This is a genomic window from Filibacter tadaridae (assembly GCF_900609045.1).
Taxonomy (GTDB): Bacteria; Bacillota; Bacilli; order Bacillales_A; family Planococcaceae; genus Sporosarcina; species Sporosarcina tadaridae.
In genome coordinates, this window is sequence record NZ_UXAV01000043.1 from 1 (window position 1) to 22,899 (window position 22,899).

General features: G+C 40.9%; 20 protein-coding genes and 1 rRNA gene. 8 read left to right on the plus strand and 13 right to left on the minus strand.

Annotated features, from left to right (window positions below):
- Positions 1-168, minus strand: a 16S ribosomal RNA gene (locus FILTAD_RS12485); the annotation flags it as partial.
- Positions 169-508: 340 nt separating this feature from the next.
- Positions 509-1,411 (minus strand): DMT family transporter, encoded by a 903-nt coding sequence (locus FILTAD_RS12490; protein WP_124071259.1) that lies wholly within the window; start codon positions 1,409-1,411, stop codon positions 509-511.
- Between the two features lie 123 nt (positions 1,412-1,534).
- Between FILTAD_RS12490 and FILTAD_RS12495 the strand changes: the two genes are divergently transcribed.
- The gene (locus FILTAD_RS12495; RefSeq protein ID WP_124071261.1) at positions 1,535-2,257 is read left to right on the plus strand and encodes an MgtC/SapB family protein; all 723 of its coding nucleotides are present in this window, start codon (positions 1,535-1,537) and stop codon (positions 2,255-2,257) included.
- A 12-nt stretch (positions 2,258-2,269) separates the two neighbouring features.
- Entirely contained in the window at positions 2,270-3,271 is a 1,002-nt protein-coding gene (locus tag FILTAD_RS12500; protein WP_124071263.1) for a cation diffusion facilitator family transporter, read from the plus strand.
- 51 nt (positions 3,272-3,322) lie between these two features.
- On the opposite strand, the gene FILTAD_RS12505 is transcribed toward FILTAD_RS12500, so the two are convergent.
- Complete coding sequence (locus FILTAD_RS12505) at positions 3,323-4,486, minus strand: iron-containing alcohol dehydrogenase (protein ID WP_124071265.1); 1,164 nt, start codon at positions 4,484-4,486, stop codon at positions 3,323-3,325.
- A 120-nt stretch (positions 4,487-4,606) separates the two neighbouring features.
- On the opposite strand from FILTAD_RS12505, the gene FILTAD_RS12510 reads away from it, so the two are divergent.
- Positions 4,607-4,840, plus strand: a complete 234-nt coding sequence (locus FILTAD_RS12510) for a DUF378 domain-containing protein (RefSeq protein ID WP_124071267.1) — start codon at positions 4,607-4,609, stop codon at positions 4,838-4,840.
- Positions 4,841-4,885: 45 nt separating this feature from the next.
- Here FILTAD_RS12510 and FILTAD_RS12515 read toward each other — a convergent pair whose 3' ends face one another.
- The 3 genes from FILTAD_RS12515 to pruA form a co-directional block, all read right to left on the minus strand.
- Positions 4,886-6,130 (minus strand): Glu/Leu/Phe/Val family dehydrogenase, encoded by a 1,245-nt coding sequence (locus FILTAD_RS12515; RefSeq protein ID WP_124071269.1) that lies wholly within the window; start codon positions 6,128-6,130, stop codon positions 4,886-4,888.
- A 79-nt stretch (positions 6,131-6,209) separates the two neighbouring features.
- Positions 6,210-7,403, minus strand: a complete 1,194-nt coding sequence (locus FILTAD_RS12520; RefSeq protein WP_124071271.1) for an ornithine--oxo-acid transaminase — start codon at positions 7,401-7,403, stop codon at positions 6,210-6,212.
- Positions 7,404-7,472: 69 nt separating this feature from the next.
- Entirely contained in the window at positions 7,473-9,017 is a 1,545-nt protein-coding gene (gene pruA / locus FILTAD_RS12525; RefSeq protein ID WP_124071273.1) for an L-glutamate gamma-semialdehyde dehydrogenase, read from the minus strand.
- Positions 9,018-9,156: 139 nt separating this feature from the next.
- Between pruA and FILTAD_RS12530 the strand changes: the two genes are divergently transcribed.
- Positions 9,157-10,476, plus strand: a complete 1,320-nt coding sequence (locus tag FILTAD_RS12530; RefSeq protein WP_345788906.1) for an AAA-type ATPase lid domain-containing protein — start codon at positions 9,157-9,159, stop codon at positions 10,474-10,476.
- 35 nt (positions 10,477-10,511) lie between these two features.
- Here the strand turns inward: FILTAD_RS12530 and yugI are convergent, their stop codons facing one another.
- The 4 genes from yugI to FILTAD_RS12550 all read right to left on the minus strand — a co-directional run bounded on the left by yugI (position 10,512) and on the right by FILTAD_RS12550 (position 15,515).
- Positions 10,512-10,886: a S1 domain-containing post-transcriptional regulator GSP13 gene (gene yugI, locus FILTAD_RS12535; protein WP_124071275.1), complete on the minus strand. Its 375-nt coding sequence runs from the start codon at positions 10,884-10,886 to the stop codon at positions 10,512-10,514.
- Between the two features lie 299 nt (positions 10,887-11,185).
- Positions 11,186-13,324, minus strand: coding sequence for an RNA polymerase sigma factor (locus FILTAD_RS12540; protein WP_124071277.1), 2,139 nt, complete (start codon positions 13,322-13,324; stop codon positions 11,186-11,188).
- Positions 13,325-13,681: 357 nt separating this feature from the next.
- On the minus strand, positions 13,682-14,971 hold the full coding sequence (locus FILTAD_RS12545) for a hypothetical protein (protein WP_124071278.1): 1,290 nt from the start codon (positions 14,969-14,971) through the stop codon (positions 13,682-13,684).
- On the minus strand, positions 14,961-15,515 hold the full coding sequence (locus tag FILTAD_RS12550) for an RNA polymerase sigma factor (RefSeq protein ID WP_124071280.1): 555 nt from the start codon (positions 15,513-15,515) through the stop codon (positions 14,961-14,963). The genes FILTAD_RS12545 and FILTAD_RS12550 overlap by 11 nt, the downstream gene beginning before the upstream one ends.
- 130 nt (positions 15,516-15,645) lie before the next feature.
- On the opposite strand from FILTAD_RS12550, the gene FILTAD_RS12555 reads away from it, so the two are divergent.
- Positions 15,646-16,968 (plus strand): sodium-dependent transporter, encoded by a 1,323-nt coding sequence (locus FILTAD_RS12555; protein WP_124071282.1) that lies wholly within the window; start codon positions 15,646-15,648, stop codon positions 16,966-16,968.
- A 76-nt stretch (positions 16,969-17,044) separates the two neighbouring features.
- On the opposite strand, the gene FILTAD_RS12560 is transcribed toward FILTAD_RS12555, so the two are convergent.
- Positions 17,045-17,293 (minus strand): DUF1871 family protein, encoded by a 249-nt coding sequence (locus tag FILTAD_RS12560; RefSeq protein ID WP_124071284.1) that lies wholly within the window; start codon positions 17,291-17,293, stop codon positions 17,045-17,047.
- An 82-nt stretch (positions 17,294-17,375) separates the two neighbouring features.
- On the opposite strand from FILTAD_RS12560, the gene FILTAD_RS12565 reads away from it, so the two are divergent.
- On the plus strand, positions 17,376-18,551 hold the full coding sequence (locus FILTAD_RS12565; protein WP_124071286.1) for a MalY/PatB family protein: 1,176 nt from the start codon (positions 17,376-17,378) through the stop codon (positions 18,549-18,551).
- A 26-nt stretch (positions 18,552-18,577) separates the two neighbouring features.
- Here FILTAD_RS12565 and FILTAD_RS12570 read toward each other — a convergent pair whose 3' ends face one another.
- Both FILTAD_RS12570 and FILTAD_RS12575 read right to left on the minus strand, forming a co-directional pair.
- Positions 18,578-18,796 carry a hypothetical protein gene (locus FILTAD_RS12570; RefSeq protein WP_124071288.1) on the minus strand — a complete coding sequence of 73 codons (219 nt, stop codon included), beginning with the start codon at positions 18,794-18,796 and terminating at the stop codon, positions 18,578-18,580.
- Positions 18,797-18,838: 42 nt separating this feature from the next.
- Positions 18,839-19,429 (minus strand): peptidylprolyl isomerase, encoded by a 591-nt coding sequence (locus FILTAD_RS12575; protein ID WP_124071290.1) that lies wholly within the window; start codon positions 19,427-19,429, stop codon positions 18,839-18,841.
- Positions 19,430-19,717: 288 nt separating this feature from the next.
- On the opposite strand from FILTAD_RS12575, the gene FILTAD_RS12580 reads away from it, so the two are divergent.
- Together FILTAD_RS12580 and FILTAD_RS12585 are read left to right on the plus strand one after the other, a co-directional pair.
- A complete protein-coding gene (locus tag FILTAD_RS12580; protein ID WP_124071291.1) occupies positions 19,718-20,944 on the plus strand; it encodes an MFS transporter in 1,227 nt (408 codons plus the stop codon).
- 78 nt (positions 20,945-21,022) lie between these two features.
- A complete protein-coding gene (locus tag FILTAD_RS12585; RefSeq protein WP_124071293.1) occupies positions 21,023-22,876 on the plus strand; it encodes a transglycosylase domain-containing protein in 1,854 nt (617 codons plus the stop codon).
- Positions 22,877-22,899: the final 23 nt, after the last annotated feature.

A 22,899-nucleotide genomic window follows, 5' to 3' on the forward strand; every position in this document is an offset into this window, starting at 1 on the left:
TAGCCCCGGTTTCCCGGAGTTATCCCCATCTGTAGGGCAGGTTGCCCACGTGTTACTCACCCGTCCGCCGCTAACAATAAGGAGCAAGCTCCTTATTGTCCGCTCGACTTGCATGTATTAGGCACGCCGCCAGCGTTCGTCCTGAGCCAGGATCAAACTCTCCATAATAGAAGAAAATGATAAGCTCATTTCTTGCTGGCATTAATTAAAAGAATGTATTTCAACTCTTCATTAATGACAATTTGTATTTCTTCGCTCCGACATAAGTCAGTTACTCAGAAATGTTTTGCTCGAGTACACTTGGTACTCTCGCTGTATTTCATTGACGTTTTGCTGTTCAGTTTTCAAGGTTCATATCGTCCGTCGTCTTTCGGCGACTTCCTTAGTATAACATCTCTTCCAGAACGAGTCAACAACTTTTTTAATTTCTTTTTTGTTGTTGTTTTTCCGTTGTTGTTTCTCGCTCCCTGAGGACATGTACTAATATACAACATAACGTTATAAGAAATCAAGTCTTTTTCAAAAATAATTTATCCTTCAACTTATTCATGTCTACCACGAACAGCAATATCCCCGCTATAACAATGATTCCGCCGGTAATCTGTGAGGCAGACAGTGTTTCATGGAATACATAAAACGCAAGTATTGCAGCACCGACCGGCTCAAATAGAATAGCAATCGATATTACATTTGTACTCACCCATTTAAGTGCCCAGTTAAATAACGTATGTCCTAACAGGTTCGGTATTAGTGCGAGCAGGATGAACCAGAACCAATCTGCTCCGGGGTACGGACCAAACGACTCCCCTTTTAAAAGGACGTAAAAAAATAATGTAATCGTGCTTATTGAGTAGACAACAAACGTATAAGTAATAAGAGTGAGTCTCTTTCTAACATCTTGACCAAATAGAAGATAGGTCGTTATTAATGCACACCCAGCAAGCGCCAACATATCACCGTAAAAAGCAGTGCCGCTTAGTTTAAAATCTCCCCAACTGATAATTACGCTTCCCGCTATCGCAATTGCTGCCGATAAGAGCGTTTTGAAAGATAACTTCTCTTTAAAAAAGAAATAGGTTCCTATAAATGCGAATATCGGTTGGAGCGTCACAAGAACGGTTGAACTGGCGACGGATGTGTAATTCAAAGATTCGAACCATAATATAAAGTGGAACGCTAGAAACACGCCGGCAATAGCGGAGAAAATCCAATCCCTTTTGCTTAGAAGCAAAACTTCCTTCTTATACTTATATAAGAAGATAGGAAGCATAATGATAACCGAAAAAAGCATTCGATAAAATGCAATCACGCCAGCATCTGCTGTAGCCAGTTTAACGAATATAGCGGATAACGCTACAGATAGTACACCTATGATAATCGGTATGTATGGATGTATTGCTGGTCTTTCCACTTTAAACACATCACTTTCGGTAAAATTTCATGTTACTATATCGCTGATAAAGGTAATAGGTAATACTAAAAAGTATAACATGAATGTTTTACTCAGACACTATGAGTTCAGGGGGAAACAGAAATGGAATGGATTGCAAATGGTGAAATGTATCCTGAGGTATTAATCAAAATCGCTCTTGCACTTGTATTAAGTTTAGTAATTGGTGTAGAAAGGGAAATAAAGAAAAAACCGATTGGATTAAAGACTAGTGCGGTTATCGCTACGTTCAGCTGTCTTTTAACAGTTGTCTCCATAGAAGCTGCCTATCTTGTACCCGCCCGGGATGATATCAATGTTACAATGGACCCCCTCCGCCTTGCAGCGCAAATTGTTAGCGGCATCGGCTTTCTTGGCGCGGGAGCTATACTAAGGAAAGACAATGACAATATAACTGGATTGACTACGGCCGCTATGATCTGGGGAGCTGCAAGTATTGGAATCGCCGTAGGTGCAGGCTTTTATATTGAAGCTGCATTTGCAGTCTTAAGCGTCATGTTCGTTATTGAAGTTATTGCTCCACTGCTTGGTAAATTCGGTCCAAAACGTCTAAGGACAAAAGATGCCGCATTCATTTTTATTTTAACAGATATGATGAAAATCGAAGATCTTATTGGTCATTTAAATGCAGAAGGGATGTCGATTGAGAATTTACGTATTCGAAAAATTGTTGAAACGGGTAAGCCTTTGAAACATGAATTGGATATCCGACTTACTGCATTACCCAAAAAGAAAACATCGGAACTATATATCCAGCTATCTTCACTACCTTATATCGAATCAGTCGAAATTGAATTATTTATATGACGGAGGGACTTTATGTCGGACATACTGAAATTATTGAAAAATGGTAACAAACCTTCACTACTTGCCGGTGTCGTTAACGCAGTTATCGCGATTTTAAAAGCAATTGCTTTCTTCTTGACAGGCAATGTCGCTATGTTTGCAGAAATGCTACACTCACTCGGGGATGCAGCGAATCAGTTTTTCGTTTATATCGGATCAGCATTATCTAAAAAAGCACCCACTCCAAAATACCCCAACGGTTTCGGCCGAGTTGTTAACCTGGTTTGTCTTGGTGCCGTCATCGTAGTGGCAATCATGTCTTATGAGGCGATTTTAAGTGGATGGCATCATATTATGAACCCAACTGAATCTAAAGGATTAATCATCAATCTTTCTGTACTGGGTGTTGCAATAATCCTGGAGTTTTCGGTATTATTTAAAGCCGGAAAAGAGATTTTACATGAAGCTGGAATTGAAAACAGTGGTCTTGCACCTATTACAAAGAGCTTCGGGTCCCTTGATAAAGCAACCCCCCCAACAAAATTAGTATTCATGGAAGATCTTGTTGCAACAATTGGCGGCCTGCTTGCTTTTATTTCCGTTTTACTAGCTCACTTCCTTGGTTTGCTTATTGCGGAAGGCATTGCATCTATTCTAATTGGTATAATGATGTTTTACGTAGTCGGAAAAGTGTTCCTCGAAAATGCTAGAGGTGCCATCGGTGAAACGGATGAGGAGATGCTGAATCATATCGCCCATCTTGTCGCGGAGGATCCTGATGTGAAAGATATTCAGCGCGTTGAAGTAATTAAGGAAGGTGAATTCCTTCACGTCGAGGTAGTGGCAGAGGTTGACCCATCCCTTACGGTAGCATATGTCGATGACATTCGCGATCGACTGATGGCTATTATTCTAAATCAAAAAGGAGTTCGGGATGCAATCATTTCTTTTGATGAAGATGACGGCGTGTTGACATGGAAAAAATCGAACCCAACAGGACCTAATAAAGAAGCCAATAAAAAACTACCCGAGTAACAAAAAAACGTCACGCTCATTAACTACTAGCGTGACGTTTTTTTATGTCGTTTATAGTGAAGCTTGCAGTACTGCTACTACATCATCTTTTTCAAGATTGTTGAATTTCCCAAATGGACCGTTTGCCATAGCTTTATCGGCCATCAATTCAATCTTCGAGCCATCGATATTGTAATCTGAAAGTTTCACGGGCGCCCCGATGGATGTCCAGAACGTTCTTAAATTATCGATTCCTTCAAATGCAATCTCTTCTTCGGACTTCCCTTGTGGGTTTACCCCGAATACATTAACTGCCAGTCTTGCAAACCTGGCAGGATTCACTTTAACGTTATGTCGCATCCAATGTGGGAACAAGATTGCAAGTCCCCCTCCGTGCGGGATATCGTAAACTGCTGAAATTGTGTGTTCGATATCATGCGTCGCCCAATCGCCATTATAGCCCATTTGTAGAAAGCCATTTAACCCCATTGTGCCTGCGAATAAAATCGTTTCACGCAAATCATAGTTTTCAAGGTCTTGTACAAGTTTAGGTCCTGCTTCCATTACTGCACGAAGAACCCCTTCACACATTTCATCCTGTACAGATGTGTTTGTCGCTTCATTGAAATATTGTTCAAAAACATGGGACATTATATCAACGATGCCATAAATAGTTTGGTCTTTAGGTACGGATAGCGTATACGTTGGGTCAAGTATAGAGAATTTAGGGAAATTAAACGGTCCGCCCCACCCTTTCTTCTCTAACGTTTCTTCATTTGTAATAACCGAACCAGCATTCATCTCTGAACCTGTCGCCGCCAACGTTAATACAGTACCTATTGGAAGTGCGTCCTTTGCATATGCCTTTCCCGATACGAAGTCCCATGCATCTCCATCATATTTAGCTGCTGATGCAATCAGTTTTGCACAATCAATGACAGATCCTCCACCGACTGCTAGAACAACATCGATATTTTGCTCTTTACAGATTTCCACACCTTTTCGGGCTGTAGATACACGTGGATTCGGTTCCACACCGGATAGTTCATGGACTTCCATTCCATTGTCATTTAATAGCGTCATCACTTCATCATAAAGACCATTTCGTTTAATACTTCCACCACCGTATACAACAAGAACCTTTGTCCCGTAGTTCGCAAGTTCTGTAGGTAGCTTTTGTAGTTGTTCTTTACCGAAAATTAGCTTTACCGGGTTTTGAAATACAAAATCATTCATTATAAAAAAGCCTCCCTTTTCCCTACCTATTATCCGAAACTTCATGTGATTATGCAAAAATTAAGTTGTGTGTATGAAAGGTACTATTTCGGGAACAGTACGTATAGGAGGTTTTAAATTATGGTCATTCTTCGAAAACTTGCTGTTGCATTACTTATTATCGGGGCACTCAATTGGGGACTTGTAGGGTTATTCCGTTTTGACGTCGTTGGGCAAATGGCTGGTGGCACCTCGGAACCACTTGCACGTTTGTTTTATATTCTTGTCGGGCTATCAGGGCTTTTAAATTTAGGGTTGTTGTTTAAACGAGAAGACCGTGATGACGTTAACGTACCAACAGCTGAAAAAGCATAAAAGGCGTCTCCCGACTAGAGCGGGAGACGCCTTTTATCATGTTTTTTAAGCCCAACCTCGGAAGCGTGATGCTTCTGCAGTCTTGCGGATACCAATCATATACGCAGCAAGGCGCATATCTATACCACGTGTTTCAGCTGTTGTGTAGACATTATCAAATGCCCCAACCATTTTTTCAGTCATTTCTGTACGCACTTTTTCTTCAGACCAGTAGTAGCCCATATTATTTTGGACCCATTCGAAGTAAGAAACAGTAACGCCACCTGCACTAGCGAGCACGTCCGGAACAAGAAGGATTCCACGATCAGTCAGAATCTTCGTTCCTTCTGTTGTTGTTGGACCATTTGCAGCTTCAACAACAATTTTCGCTTTAATATTATGTGCATTTTTTTCTGTTATCTGATTTTCAATTGCAGCTGGAACAAGAATATCACAATCAAGTTCGAGCAACTCTTGATTCGTAAGTGTATTTTCAAACAGCGTTGTTACTGTACCAAAGCTGTCGCGACGATCTAGTAGATAATCGATATCAAGTCCTTCCGGATCATGAAGTGCGCCGTATGCATCGGAAATTCCGATTACTTTTGCGCCTGCATCGTGAAGGAATTTAGCAAGGAAACTACCTGCATTTCCGAATCCTTGAATTACAATACGAGCACCTTTCATATCGATTCCACGACGTTTTGCTGCCTCGTTAATAATGATTGTTACACCTTCGGCAGTCGCGCGGTCACGTCCTTGTGAACCACCTAGAACGATTGGTTTACCTGTAATGAAACCAGGTGAGTTGAATTCATCGATTCGGCTGTATTCATCCATCATCCATGCCATAATTTGTGCATTTGTAAAAACGTCAGGTGCTGGAATGTCTTTGTTTGGTCCCATTACCTGGCTTAACGCGCGTACATAACCGCGGCTCAAACGTTCAAGTTCTCCCATTGACATTTCACGTGGATCACAGATAATCCCGCCCTTACCACCGCCGTATGGTAAATCGACAATGCCGGCTTTTAAAGTCATCCACATAGATAATGCCCGTACTTCATCGATATTCACACCCGGGTGGAATCGAACGCCACCTTTAGTTGGTCCAACTGCATCGTTATGTTGTCCACGGAAACCAGTGAATACTTTAATATTCCCGTCATCCATCCGTATTGGAATCCGCACTTCGACCATGCGGATTGGTGCTTTCAAAAGTTCATACATTCCTTCATCGTAGCCCAATTTGTCAAGTGCTTCTTTAATGACAGCTTGTGTAGACGTAAACAGATTCAGGTTTTCAGTCATTTGATGATTCGCCTCTTTGATTCATAATTTTTCTTCGCATACATTGTACCATACATAAGTACTTTATTGGCTATTTATTTCAGTTTCCAAAAACTTTGTTGATTTTTTCGAGTGCCCAATCAAGTTCTTCTTTTTTAATAATGAGTGGAGGAGCAAAACGGATAACCGTATCATGTGTTTCTTTACATAGAAGACCTAGTTCTTTAAGTTTTTCACAATACGGACGTGCGGCTTCGTTTAACTCGACACCTATGAATAATCCGCGACCCCGTACTTCTTTAATCGACGGATGGTTGAGTTTCTTTAACTCATCCATGAAATAATTTCCGAGTTCAAGTGAATTCTTGGCAAGTTCTTCTTCTTCTAGCACTTCAAGTGCTGCAATTGAAACGGCACATGCCATCGGATTTCCACCAAATGTTGAACCGTGTGAACCTGGTTCAAACACGCCTAAAATATCTTTATTTGCTAACACACATGAAATTGGGAATACGCCGCCGCCCAATGCTTTACCTAGGATGTACATATCTGGTTCGATACCTTCCCACTCACAGGCAAACATTTTACCAGTACGGCAAAGTCCAGCTTGAATTTCATCAGCAATAAATAAGACGTTGTTTTCTTTACATAGTTCGCGTGCTGCCTTCATGAAACCTGCAGTAGGTATTAGAATACCCGCTTCACCTTGGATTGGCTCAATTATGAATGCAGCCGTATTTGGAGTGATTGCCGCTTTAAGTGCTTCGATATCACCGTATGGCACTAGATTAAAGCCCGGTAGCATTGGACCAAATCCACGTTTGTATTCTTCTTCAGATGATAAAGTAACAGCAGCCATCGTGCGACCGTGGAAGTTTCCGACGCAACCAATGATTTCCGCTTGGTTTTCTGCTACACCTTTAACATCGTATGCCCAACGGCGTGCAGTTTTAATAGCTGTTTCAACGGCTTCTGCGCCAGTATTCATTGGAAGTGCCATATCTTTTCCGGATAATTTACAAACTTTTTCGTACCAAGGGCCTAATTGGTCATTGTGAAAAGCACGTGAAGTAAGTGTAACTCTATCCGCTTGGTCTTTTAATGCTTGAATAATTTTCGGGTGGCGGTGTCCTTGGTTTACTGCTGAATAGGCAGATAACATATCCATATATTTATTTCCCTCTGGATCTTTAACCCAAACACCTTGTGCATCTGAAACAACGATTGCTAGTGGATTGTAGTTATTTGCACCATATTTGTCTGCCTGGCTGATTACTTTTTCTGAAATTGTCAACTGAATCCCTCCAAAGTTGTATGTAATGACAGACCCACCGCAAAGATGGGTCTGTTTATTAATTTATTATCAAAGCGTTTCTGATGTTGTTTTTCCTTGCATATGAAGTTGCAAGTAGTCTGGTCCGCCCGCTTTTGAATCCGTACCTGACATGTTGAATCCGCCAAATGGTTGGTAACCAACGATTGCACCTGTGCAACCACGGTTGAAGTATAGGTTTCCTACATGGAAATCTTCGCGTGCCTGTTCAATGTGGAAACGGTTATTTGAAATAACTGCGCCTGTCAAACCATAATCGGTGTTATTTGCAATTTCAATTGCTTCTTCAAAGCTCTTCGCTTTTGTTAACCCAACGACTGGGCCGAAGATTTCTTCTTGCATAACGCGTGCTGTAGGAGATAGATCCGCAATGACTGTTGGCGCGACGAAGAATCCTTTTGAACTATCGCCTGTTCCGCCCGCAATAACGCGTCCTTCTTCTTTACCAATTTCAATGTAGCTCATTACTTTATCGAATGATGCTTGGTCAATTACAGGACCTGTAAAGTTGGATTGCTCTGTTGAATCCCCGTAAGTCAATTCTTTTGTTAGCTCTTCGATTCGTGCAACCACTTCGTCATAAACGTCTTCGTGGATAACCGCACGTGAACAAGCAGAACATTTCTGTCCACTGAAACCGAACGCTGATTTAACGATGGATTGTGCAGCAAGTTCAAGATCTGCTTCATTATCCACAACCATTGTATCTTTACCGCCCATTTCAGCAATAACACGTTTAAGCCAGATTTGGCCTTCGTTCACTTTGGAAGCACGTTCGTAAATACGTGTTCCAACTGCACGTGAACCAGTGAAAGAAACGAAACGAGTTCTTGGGTGGTCGACAAGATAGTCGCCCACTTCAGCGCCAGAACCTGGGATGAAGTTCACAACGCCTGCAGGCATGCCCGCTTCTTCAAGTACTTCCATAAATTTGTAAGCAATGACTGGTGTTGTTGAAGCTGGTTTCAAAAGAACTGTGTTACCAGTTACGAGTGCAGCAACCGTAGTGCCCGCCATGATTGCGAATGCAAAGTTCCATGGAGAAATGACAACGCCGACGCCAAGAGGAATATAGTCGAAGCGGTTGAATTCTCCCGGACGGCTTTCAACAGGAATACCGTCTTTTAGTGTAAGCATTTGACGCGCATAAAATTCAAGGAAATCAATTGCTTCAGCTGTATCTGCATCCGCTTCGTTCCAAGGCTTTCCTGCCTCTTTTGTAAGTAGAGCAGAAAATTCATGTTTGCGGCGGCGAACAATCGCAGCAGCTTTGAATAAAACATCCGCACGGAATTCAGGTTTAACTTTTTTCCATGTATTGAATGTTTCGTCAGCAATTTTCATTGCCTTTTCAGCAAGATCTTTACTTGCCTTTGAAACGCGGCCGATTACTTCTTCTTTATTGGACGGGTTTGTTGAAACCAGTTTATCTTCAGTTGTAATACGCTCTCCACCGATGATGAGTGGATAATCTTGACCAAGGTATCCTTCTACTAGTTTCAAAGCTTCTAAATACGCTTTCTTATTTTCTTCTTTTGTGAAATCTGTAAATGGCTCATGTTTGTATGGAATCATGGTGATCCTCCTTTTAATTGGAACGCAAAAATTATTTGCACTTATTACTTGGTTACCTATATAATAATGCAAAAGATTGTTGCGGATTTCAAGTATTATTCATTATTTCTTAAAAAAAACTTTTGGATGGTGGTTAATTTTGATTGGAAACGTTGAATCACTCCTTCCCTATTATAGGTTTGCGGTCAATCACGTTGCGGTCGGCATCCATGCTGTCGACAAAAATGGTCGGACCATTATCTATAATGATAAAATGAAAGCGATTGAAGGACTCGCACTTGAAGATGTCGGGGACCGTTCAATTTTGGAGTTATTCAATTTTGAACAAGAGGAAAGTACATTGTTGAAAGTACTGCAAAGCGGAATTGAACAAACGAATGTAAAACAGACCTATTGGAATCGAAATGGGACTGAAATAACGACCATCAATGATACCTATCCAATTAGTGAAAATGGGGTACTTATTGGAGCAATAGAACTTGCGCATGATGTAACGGCTCTAGAGAAAGCTGTCCATCAACCTTACCGTAAAAACCATAATTCTGTTACGTTCAGTGATATCGTTGCGGAATCCACGCAAATGAAGGCTGTCATTTCTACTGCTAAGAAAGCTACACGTGCAAAGTTACCCATCCTACTGATTGGTGAAACAGGCACTGGTAAAGATTTGCTTGCAGAAAGTATCCACAATGGACTGGTCCAGCCGACTGATTTGTTCTATACACTTTTTTGCCATAGCTCGGATTCTGATCTTGTCAGTCGTTTACTTGATGATTTAAATGATTCGGAACAGGTAACGCTATTTTGTGAAAGAATCGATCTTCTATCCATTTCTTTGCAACAAAAATTACTTTCCATACTTGTAAAATTAGATGTAGAAGGTCATCAATTCATCGCAAGTATTGGGGACGACCCTGTTGAATTAATAGCAAAAGGGACCTTACTAAAGGATTTATATTATTTCTTCGCGTCATTCACGATTCGGATTCCGCCGCTCAGGAAAAGAAAAGAAGATATTATACCGTTTGTTACAGCTTATTTAGCGCGACGCAGTGAACGATTCGGATATGCATTGGATGGGATTACACCTGAAGTCGAACAGCTTTTTCTTGGATATAGTTGGCCTGGGAATATTCGGGAACTTGAATTTCTTTTGGATGAAACGACTTCTTTGGCTACTACAGAAGCAGTTATTACTTATGACATGCTACCTTTACACTTCCGTATGAAAAGTGGCTTTATGATTGATGATCCAAAGCAGGCTACCGATTTTATCGTACAGCCTGGCAAAGAATTATTACCGTTGGATCAATTCATGCGTGAGGCAGAAGTGTATTATATACAAAAAGCAATGCGGCATAATGATGAAAATGTCACTAAAACCGCCCATGCACTCGGTATGAGCAGGCAAAATCTACAATATAGACTTCGTAAAATGAAAAATGAGGGACAGGCATAATTGCCCATCCCTCATTTTCATTTTACGAAAATCAATTACTGACCCGATTTTTCAATCCAATCTTGTAATTTGTCTTTTAATGAATTGAATCCTTCTGCATCACGTTCGTTAACACTTGCCTGTAGTGACTTGCGTGGGCGTTCGTCCTTTTTGTTCGAAGGGGGTTCTTCCATCAATGCCCGAATTGATAGGCTGATTTTCCCTGCACGGTCATCGACTTCAAGCACTTTCACGTTCACTTCCTGTCCAACAGTAAGAAATTCGTGGATGTCTTTCACAAAACCGTATGTTATTTCAGAGATGTGAACAAGACCTTGTGTCTCGTCATCTAGCGCAACAAATGCACCATAAGGTTGAATGCCTGTTACTTTGCCGGAAAGCTCTTCTCCTGCTACATATTTTTTCGTCATTTGAAACAGCTCCCAATCTATTTTTGGTTTCGTATCTGCCGTTAAGGCCATCCAAAATTATAACATGATTGCGGGAAGTGAGCAAAAATGCTGACTATTGTACCATGAATAATTGATGTCAATTTCCTAGCTATATTATGTTAACTTCTCAACAACGCTCGGCGCTTGGGGATGCCTCCCGCAATAAGCCAGCCAGAAGACCGCTGACAGTCCTATTGCTTCAGCTACCCCAGTTAGGCGCCTTCGCTGGAGATTATATAGAATTATGGGTTCAACATATAATTCCAGTATCGTTGAAATCAGTCAAATTTATGAGTATTTAATTCCTCGGTATATATTCTCCACACATTATCTTCGCCTTTATTTATCATAGTGGTAAAAAAATTGTTTTCATTCTGAAACTCAATAAACCCGTTTTTTTCGTCCTCATGCATGAATGATAGGCTAGTCACCGTAGCTAGCGCCTTTTCTGCTTGTATCCAATCGCTTTTATATTCTTCTAATGTCAAATTGCTGTATCCAGCTGAATCCAAATACCACATTGTTTCTGAATCTTCCAGGTCATTTGCATAGTAAAATACACCCGTTATGATTAATGGATTTACGTCGGTTAATAGGGATAAGTCGTGGTTTTCTGAAAAGCTTTTGTATGTTTCCGCAATGACTTTTTCAAATTCAGGATCGGGTAATGTGACTATATCCGAGTCAGTTCCATTTTTCTTAATTCCGTAAAATGAGAAGGATTTAAGGTCGTCAGCTTTTGCAAGTTGTAGCGCATCCCGTAGTTTATAATCCTGGAATCTTGTAAACGTTTCGGCTTTCGTCCAACCTCTCGCTTCCATTTCATTTACGATACCTTGCATGACAACTGACAGCGGTGATTTTCCACCAATAGCAGCGGCTTTTTTCCACGCCGTCCTATATGCCGGTTTTAAGTTACCATCGTCATCCACAAGCATGTCTGGCTGATGCCAATTCAAAAGACTAGCGAAAGCTCCCGTATAAAAACCTTCCAGCATGTCATAAGGTGGATTATTGTGGTCACTTGCGATTAATGTGTTTTCCATAGCTAGCATTTCTTCAACCATTTCTTCACGCTTATCTTCGTAAATAAGCCGTATTGACTCTATTGCCGATACGAAACCTCCTAAATCCTTATGAATCGAATTCCGGATTTGATCCCCTACTTCGTTTTTTTCATACACGGCTATTACACCCCAACCACTCACAGCTGTTAATTGGAAGTTTTGATTTGCCATTCCCTTCAGCGCCTCTTGCAACTCTTTAGGATAGGTATCTTTCTCCGCATTTAACTTTTCAATGTCCACTTTTCCATCTACGACTGCTTTGTTGACAAGGGTTTGATAGTGCATCAGTAGATTAATATAATGTTGTTGAAGCAATTCGACTTTCCCCCAATATTCACTGATAAATGTCTCACTTTTCTTTTTGTCTTCCGTCAAAGGATTCCGTACTAATGAATTAACCATGTCAGACGGGATTTCCATATTTTTAACAATACTTTTGTATTCTTCATCCATTTTTTCTTTGTTAAACGTACCCGATTCAGCTAAAAGACGTTCATACCTACTTATCATCAAATCAAAATCTAGACGTTCTTGCGCTCCGTATTCTCCGATATGAAAGTCCACTTCAGACTCTTTTTCTGTTTCACTAAGTCCCAGTTCCTTATATTGCCTTTTCATTTTTTCGTTAAACGAGCTTTTTATACGTTCTAGATACTTTTCCGCTGATGCCTGTTTATATTCTTCACTCGTTACCACTGGAACGATAATAAGTGTAAGTAAAAGAACAATCCCCGAAATCCATGCTAAAACGGTCCACTTCTTCCTAGGTGTTTCCTTTCGTTGAGAAGTCTGTCTCTCATTTTTGGAAGACTCAAAGACCGCTTCTTTGTTAAATGAATAGCTGATTCTCTTATACGTTTTAGCGAGGAATTCCAATTGTTTTTCAACTACCGCTCGATCTGCTTGCACACTGATTTGTTGGAAAGATTCCCGGATTGCATATTCGGCTTTTTCTTTCGTTAAACCCGTAATCTGTGCAATTTTTGTTAGCTCAATGTTATGAAACTGCGAAAGAATAAAAGTGATTTTATCTTTTTCTTCTAGCTGGTTGATTCTTTCATGAAGTACCTGATCTTCTTCAAAACGGAAAATAGTAGTTTCTGGCGGTATTCGTAATGGTACATGTGCAAGCTTATTTACTGCTATTTCATAGAGAGAATCTATCAGAATTTCATCCTCGTCAAGATTCACCAATTCCTTATATAACGTGCGGAATATATCCTCCGTCACGTTCCCTGCTAGTTCTTGCGTGCAACCATATTGAACCGCTAGACGTTCAATTCGTTTCGCATTGCTATCCATCCATTGTTTGAACGCTTCTATATCCCCTGATTTCACTTTTTGATTCAATTCAATATCCCCCACGGATTACCATCTCCCCTAAAACAAAGTACCAATGTCTTCTAGTATACCAAAGAATGAATACTATTCAGTCTTTTTATACTAGAAAGCAAAGGTAGGTTTATAACAATTAAAAGGAGCAGTTGCTTTTCGTTCCAGCGCTTGCTTTCCGCGGGCATGGCTTAAGCCTCCTCGTCCGCTTCGCTCCCTGCGGGGTCTCAAGGCTCATGCTATTCCCGCAGGAGTCGAGCGCTTCCACTACAAGCAACTGCAGCCACTCAAATGGAATACATACGAGGGGTTCCCATACAACCGCGCAGACAAGTAGTTATACGTGCAATTCTTTAGTGCGTCCTATATAGTTTTCTATTTTAGCTTGCCATCTCTACCAATGACTAATGCATCTTTCAAATCCGTATAGTCAAGTGCATCATAACTTTTTGACTGTTTCCAATCGGATGCTTCCATCTCTTCAATAATCGGATTTATGACATATTTCAAAGGGGTCATCCTTTCTCCGACAGCCATTTTTCTCCACAAATCTCTATACTCTTCTTTTACCTGTCCTTGTTCGTTGAAGATTGGTTGATCACCGGAGCCTTTCATAAGGTTATTGAAAATCGTAATAAAATAAGATTCCATAATTGAATACAGTGTTGGTTCTTTTTCGACATTCAATAAAGTATGTTGCATACTTAATATGATTTCCACCGACTTATCTAATGAGTACTTCAAGTTTTCTCCAAACGTATACGGTTCTTGAAGAATCATCTCAACATAGCTAATTGTGTCTGGATGGACGGCATTTTTCACTTGATGATAATAATCTGAATCGTCATAGCCTGACACAATTTCATCTGTATATTTGTTTTTATAGAGATGTATGGACTGTTTCTCCATCGAATCTATAATTTGTTGAAGTTGTTTAGGATAGTTAGATTGATGATTGATGATAACTTCCCCATTATTAGTTGGTGACTCCACACTGTTTTGAATTACTTCATCACGATGTTCATCTAAAACTTTATTATCTAGGATAATTAAATCCTGTATTTTGTCTCTATATTCAGCAAGAAATTCGATACTCTTTTCCCTATTTCCCACAAGTGGATTCTCTTTCAACGTTTCCACCATTTCAGATGGTAGTTTTAATGCTAAAATAGCACCTTCTACATCACGTGCAAGCCCTTCTTTTCCTTCAGCAGAGGACTTGGCTCTTTCAATATTATCAGCGTTTGTTACAAAAGAGTAATTCATATCTGCATAGCCTATGAACTCGAGCTCACTGAAAAGTCCTTCCTCCAACCCCAATAATTTACGACGGTTCTCTCGTTCAAAAGTATAATCTTCCTTCAATTTCTCGAGATAATCATCTGTAATGACTGACTGTACCTCTTGTTCACCACTCGTATGTTGTTCTGCCATATAAGCCACGGATATAAATCCGATAATAAAAATACTTGCTATACTAACAACCCAGACAGTGACTTTTTGTCCAAACTTATTTACTTTTTTGATGGTTGGTTTTTCTTCCCGTGTTTTGTTCGTTTCTTCATCAATTTTACGAAGCACTTTTTCACTATCGAATGTGGACGGAACACGTTCATAAGACTTTTTCAAAAATCCAAGCCGTTTTTCGAAATCGTTATTTTCCACGATCCATACCCCCATTTATCTCGATTGTTTTTTTAAGTCCATCCTTCGCTCTAAAAAGTCTTGTTTTCACTGTGGATAATGTGATGTTCAACACGTCTGCAATTTGTTGATAGGATAAGTCCTGAAAATAGTAAAGGATCAAAGGGATTCTGTATTTTTCATCGAGTTCTATAATCGCCGTGTGTAGCTCACGGTCTTCTTCAAACAACAACACCTTTGTTTCCGGTGAATCGTATGAGGTTATACGCTCACCTTTCAACAATTTCTTTTCTTTGGCTCGTTCGCGACTCTCTTTCCGGTAATAATCGCGTGCAGTGTTCAAAGTGATTTTATACAACCACGTTGTGAATCGGTCTTGTTTGAACTGATTGAGGAATCTATATAGTTTGATAAAAACTTCTTGCGTCACATCCGGAACGTCATCGAGACTGACACCGCATTGATAGGCAAACTTTTCGACCGTTCGATAATGTAGATTCATTAGCTCTCCATAGGCGGCCCTATCACCTTGTTGCGCTCTTACTATCAATTCGGTTTCGTCCATTTTTCCCCCTCGCTTTCTTTTATCTGTATGTGAAACGAAGCTTTGTTGAAAAATGTTGCAAAATGCATAGCTTTCATTTTTCTTTCGTGTAAAATTAAGTTTGCATCTTTAAGAAAGTAGTGATTATTTTATGAAACAGCGTGATCAATGGACTTCTAAACTCGGATTCGTTCTTGCCGCCGCGGGTAGTGCGATTGGGCTCGGCGCAATCTGGAAATTCCCTTATATGGCAGGGATGAATGGCGGTAGTGTTTTCGTCATCTTATTTATTATTAGTACCTTCGCAATTGGTTTACCAATCTTATTGGCGGAATTTGTTATTGGTCGAATGGGACAATCTGATGCAATTACTTCACTTAAACGTTTGGCGCCAGGCCGAAAATGGCATCTTGCTGGCTGGTTGGGTCTCGCCATGTCATTTATCATTCTATCGTTTTACAGCGTTGTAGGTGGTTGGATCCTTTCCTACTTGGTACGGGCTTTGTTCTTCGGACTGGATGTGACGGACCATGGGGCGTTATTCGACTCAATCATCTCAAATCCATTCGAAGTGCTGATTGCTCAAGCCATGTTCATGATTTTGACAATCGGGATTGTGCAAAGTGGGATAAAAGGCGGGATTGAACGTGCAAGTCGATGGATGATGCCCTTATTGTTCATCTTCTTCATCATCTTGGCAATCCGCTCGTTAACGCTGGTTGGCGCTATGGAAGGTGTTCGATTCTTATTCGTACCCGATTGGTCTCAATTGACGGGATCGACAGTGTTATTGGCGCTTGGACAAGCATTTTTCTCATTAAGTGTTGGTGTAACAGCAATGATGACGTATGCATCTTACTTGCCTAAAGAAGAAAGTTTAGGTCAATCCGCTGTGAATGTTTCGATATTGAACATTGTAATTTCTTTATTGGCTGGTCTTGTTATTTTCCCAGCAGTGTTTGCATTGGGTCATTCTCCTGCAGAAGGTCCTGGTTTAATTTTCGTTATTTTACCTGCTATTTTCAGTCAGATTCCTTTAGGAAATGTATTTATGATTATTTTCTTCATCCTGATGCTTTTCGCAACACTGACCTCATCCATTGCGATGCTTGAAATTGTTGTGTCGTCAGGCATTCGTAAAAAACATCATCAAAGAAGAAAGGCTTCTTGGATTTTCGGACTACTTATCTTCGTTGTGGGTATCCCAAGTGCATTGTCGTTCGGCGTATTAGCTGATGTCCAGATTTTCGGTGGTACAGTTTTCGACTTTGCGGATTTACTAACAAGCCGTATCGGAATGCCGATTGGAGCACTTATCGTTTCATTGTTTGCAGGTTTTGTATTAACAAAAGCACAAACAGACGACGAGCTTCGCATGAATCCTTTTATGAACGGTCTTTGGAAGTTCCTTGTACGATTTGCCGCTCCAATTGCTATTATTGTGATTTTCTTTGTTTGGATTGTTGAACTGTAAGAAAAGCGAAAGTGCCTTGGTGCTAGAGCAGTATAAAAAGAAAAGCTCCATCGCCTAGGCGATGGAGCTTTCTTTTTTATACGATGGATTTCGCTTCGTATTTAATTGCTATAAGCTTGTAGGAAATTTGTACGCATTGTTCGATTGGAATCCACAATTGATGCGATTGTTCATAAATTTCCCGAATTCGTTTCGCAAGGTCTGTCGGATGATCGAGGCGATGCAATTCTGCTATGACATCGGTAATTTCATGTTCGTAGGCTTTTTTCCCCGCCTGGAAAGGATCCCAGTCTTCCAAAAGCGCAATCGCTTTTTTTATCTCCATTGTTTGCACGCCAATTCACCTTATTTTTCTTTAGTCTCATTTATGATAGCATAGTAGGGGAAAAAGGAAAGAGGGGATATTCATGAGTGTGTTTGAACATGTGATTGAACGACGTGAATCGCGTTCAGTAAAATGGGATCGAATGGGAATGGTTTACGGACTCGAAAATGCTTCAGATATTTTACCGATGTGGATAGCTGATATGGACTTTGCCGCGCCTGATGTAGTCATCAATGCGCTTAAAGAACGTCTAGATCACGGTGTTTTTGGTTATTCCTATGTCTGTGAAGGTTGCAAGGATGCTGTCCGTTCTTGGCTTTCAATACGACATGGTTGGGAAACAAAAAACGAATGGATGTTGTTTCATCACGGCGTTGTTCCTGCAATCGCCTCCACTGTTGAAACATTTACAGCGAAAGGTGATGCAATTCTCGTAACACCTCCCGTCTATCCGCCGTTCACTCAAATTCCGGCACTTCAGGAACGCGAGGTTATTGAATGTACAATGGTGGAAGAAAACGGTTCATATTCAATCGATTTCGATGAATTCGAAAAGTGCTTGCAGCGCAACGTGAAATTGTTCATCTTCTGTAATCCACATAATCCTGGAGGGATTGTCTGGAAAGAAAATGAGTTAAAAGAAATACTACGATTATGTACAAAATATAATGTCCTTATTTTATCGGATGAAATCCATGCGGACCTTGTATTCGGCGGTTACAAGCATATCCCATTGGCGTCGATTGCGGGTGAAGAAGCAGGTCGTATCATTACGTGCATCGCACCGACAAAAACATTTAACTTGGCTGGTATTCAAGCGGCAATCATGATTACGACTGATGAGCATGTGCGTGAAAAACTTTCATTAAATGCGATGTCACATGGTCAAATGGAGTTGAATTCTTTTGCAGCTGCTGCTTTGACTGCCGCCTATTCAGAAGGTGGTCCTTGGCTGGCAGAATTACTTGAAATCGTATCTGCTAACATGGACTATGTCATTCAAGAATTGACATCGTCTGTTCCCGGTTTGAAAATCAACAAGCCACACGCAACGTATTTGCTTTGGATTGACTACAGAGATACAGGTCTGACTGAAGAAGATATGATGAACAAGCTCTTGCAAAAAGGAAGACTTGCACTTGAGCCCGGTACAAAGTATGGAGAATCAGGACGTGGTTTCTTGCGGATGAACCTTGCAACACCTCGTCTTCTTGCTGAAGAAGGCGTCAAACGGTTTATCACAGCCATGAGCAACTAATACGAAAGTATGAAAAAACCAGCTCCTCAATCTTGAGGGGGCTGGTTTTCGTTTGCTTCTTTACGTTCGCGAAGAATACGTTGTTCCAACTCTTTCGTTTCCTGTTCTTGCTTCTTCGAATTGCGCATGAACCACATAAATGTAAGCACAAGAAGAATGAAAAAGAATAAAGACGAAAAGATTGCTGGTATATATTCAGTCTTGTCTTCCGGAAAGTAAAGGAACGGCATTAAGATAGCGTTCATTTACAAACACTTCCTTACTGTATCAATTTCAAGTGATACTCGTTATTTCTGAAGAATTTCAATTGACTCGATTTTCACATCTTCAACCGGCTTATCTTGACGACCTTTTTTCACGTCGGCAATTTTATCGACAACGTCCATTCCTTCAATAACATGTCCAAACACAGTATGTCTATGGTCAAGATGCGGTGTTCCGCCCATTTCAGCGTAAGCAGCAACAATCTCTTCTGGGAATCCAGCTTTTTTCAACTGATTCACTGCGCTTCCTGGAATTTCTGGAGCATGAACGATGAAAAATTGACTGCCATTCGTATTCGGACCTGCGTTAGCCATTGAAAGAGCCCCGCGCAGATTAAATACATTTGTTGAGAATTCGTCTTCAAAAGAATCACCGTAAATACTGCTTCCGCCCATACCTGTTCCAGTCGGGTCTCCACCTTGGATCATGAAGTCTTTAATGACACGGTGGAAAATGATACCGTCATAATAACCGTTTTCCGCATGTGTTAAAAAGTTTTCTACTGTTTTTGGTGCAAATTCCGGGAAAAGTTTAATTTTAATCGATCCCAGTGTTGTGTTCATGACAACGAGTGCTTCATTTGCGGCTACTTCTTTTGATAATTGTGGATACATAGATGTTGCCTCCTTTTGGTCATTCCTATTATTTTGTTCTGTCGTGAACCTTCAGCTGGTTACGCTTTAGCTGTGCCATGCTTCCCTGTCGCTTTTTTCCTGTTAGCGGTAAGTATAGCAAGCAAAAATAGAGTCACACTAGCTTATAAGGTTTTTTTCTCAATCACTTACCCTGAAACAGTTTAACATATAGACTCATCCATTTCGATATTTAAGCACGATACTTCCTTCGAGTTTCGAATTGTTTTATACTAATCAAATAGCACTCTGTGGAGAGTAGGTTTTAAAATGAACGTGCAAAAAAGGAACTTTATCATCATTTGGGTGGCGAACTTCCTTGTTGCCGGAACGATGACGATGATTATGCCTTTCCTATCCCTATACATTGAAACATTCGGAAATCATTCCGATGCATATGTTCAAAAATGGTCTGGCCTTATTTTTGGAGCTTCCTTTATCACAGCATTTATAATGTCGCCAATTTGGGGACGTGTTGCCGATAAGTTTGGGTTCAAACCAATTCTTTTGATCAATGGGTTTGGGATTGCAACTTCCGTCTTTCTTATGGGTTTTGTTGACTCTGTTGAAGTTTTTTTCATGCTACGGCTTTTAAATGGTGTGGTTACTGGATTCATACCGACTTCACTTGCATTTATTTCCTCACAAACTGCAAAAGAAGAAGCTGGGAAAATGCTTGGAACCTTGCAGATGGGTAGTGTAACCGGGACTTTGTTCGGCCCTGTCCTGGGTGGATTATTAGCTGATGCATTCGGATTCCAATATACGTTTGTTATTACCGCCATATCCGTTATAATCGCAGCTATTATTGTATTGTTTGGACTCAAAGAACAGAAAAAGGTTAAAAACGCTAAAGCGATACAGTATTCTCGAAAATCAATTTTAAAAGGGCTTTTTCGTCATCGCCTCATGTTAAATGTCATGGTTGTTACAGCACTCATCCAAATCGGTAATTTTAGTATTCAACCACTTTTGTCTTTATATGTCTCTCATTTAACGGATGCCAAAGATGTCGCGTTCCTTGCGGGAATCACCTTTAGTGCGGCAGGCGTAGGAAATTTATTGTTTGCGCGCTATTGGGGTAAGTTAGGAGATAGTATCGGGTATGAAAAGGTGCTATCCATCTTGCTAATTCTGTCATTTGTCTTTATCATTCCACAGGCATTTGTAACGGATTTATGGCAACTGGTTGTCTGTCGACTTTTATTCGGAACGGCAGTTGGGGGTATGATCCCATTGACGACTGCTCTTGTCAGACGTGAAGCACCTATCGATATTCAAGGTGAAGTCATGGGCTACAATACAAGCTTCCGGTTCTTAGGGAATATTATCGGTCCAATATTTGGTGGGATTGTCAGTGGATTCATCGGAATTTCATCTGTCTTTATCGTTACTGGCGCTTTGTTTCTTCTCGGATTTGGCTTTCTCTATTACGCGAAACGAAAACCAATCCAGGATTTCGAGGATTTTCTCGCCGCTGAAGAGCAAAAATTGTAGTGTCGATTATTTAGCACACTCTCGTTTAGGAGTGTGCTATTATTTTTGTTATAACAATCTAAGAACGGAGACCTCACGTTGAAACAAGTCATCGGCTTTATTATGATTCTCCTAATCATCCCTGTTCTCTATTTTCTTCAACACGGAATTGCTGTTGAAGTGACGAGTGCAGAATCCTTCAATGAACAAATGGATGATTCTATAAAACTTTCATCCCCACTTGTTAATAAACCGGTTGCATTGAAAGATAGACAAGGCAATATTTTTTCTGAAAACTATGTTGAGTGGCGTGAACCGCTGACACTCTCCGCCATCCCCGTCTTCGTACAGCAACTTTTTTTAGAAAGTGAAGACAAAGGTTTTTTTGAACACCGTGGATATGACGTATCAGCAATTTTTCGTGCATTTGTCGTAAATACAGCGACTGATGCTGTTAGCCAAGGGGGTTCTACAATTACTCAACAAGTAGTTCGAATGCGCTTTCTCTCGACTGAAAAGACTTACGAACGAAAATTGACAGAGTTATTCTATGCAGCAGAACTCGAAAAACAAACAAGTAAAGACGAGATTCTAGAAATGTATATGAATGAAATGTATTTCGGTAATCAGGTTTACGGCATCGGTGCAGCCTCCACTTATTACTTCAGCCGTCCGCTTGATGAACTGAACAAAGCGGAGCTGGCTTTCATTGCTGCGATTCCAAACAATCCTTCACTTTATGATCCGCTTCGTCACTTCGATCAAACTAAAAAAAGGCAGGAACGGTTAGTTACAATCATGGCAGCGAGCGGGGTTATTACAGCAGAAGAGGCCCAAACAGTTATAGACTTTCCAGTCAAACTGAAAATAAAGAAAAAGGTTGATAACTTCCCCGCTTATAGCACATACGTCTTCGCGGAGTTGAAAGATCTTATTGCCCAAGCAGAGGGACTGGCTGAAAAGAAAAATGGTGCCCAATCAATTGATGAAAAACAGGTATTGGAAGTTAAATTGAACAAACGAACTGCCGAGGTGCTTGCTTCCGGTGTCACGATTGAGACAGCACTCGATCCAAAAAAACAGGCCCAAGATGAACGGGCAGTGTCAGCTCTTCTAAGGCCCGAGAAATTACAAGCAGGTGCCGCCGTCATCGATAACGAAAAGCGTGAAATCATCAGCTTATATGGCGGCAAAGCGTATCGAAAAGCCGATTTCCATCGGGCGTTCCAAGCAGTCAGGCAACCAGGATCCGCCATTAAGCCGCTCCTCGTCTATGCACCATTCTTGGAGCTTGGACCTTATACAGAAAATACACCGATTGACAGCCGCAACATCTGTATTGGCTCCTATTGCCCGACAAATATTGGTGGGTATAGGTATGGGACAGTGAGTCTGAAACAAGCCTTTCGTCATAGCCATAATACAGCGGCGGTCCGTCTACTTAGTTCCGTCGGTATTGACGAAGCCTTTGCATTTATAGCGCCATACGAATTCAAGTATATGACTAAACAGGACCGCAACTACCCAGCAGCTCTTGGCGGATTTTCCAAAGGAGTAACGCCTCTCGAACTTGCAGGAGCTTATACGGGGTTTATCGACGGGACTTATACACCTCCCCATACAATACGGGCAGTAAAAGATAGAGATGGGAACGTCCTATACGAATGGAAAAAGAATGAACGGGTTGTGTGGAGCCCTTCGACCGTATCGACGATGCGTAACCTGATGAAGGATGTAGTGTTAAACGGGAGTGGACGGGGAATATCCTATACGACTGGGTATACAGGAGCAAAAACGGGAACGACAGACCATTATAAGGATCTATGGGTTGCAGGTATGAATGATCACTATACGACTGCGGTTTGGATCGGTTATGACAACCCGCAGTCGATGCAATGGATGAGTGCTAAAAAAACTCATTTGAAGGCCTTTACAGCTTTACTTCGTGACTAGCCGCAATTCTACAGCGGCTAGTC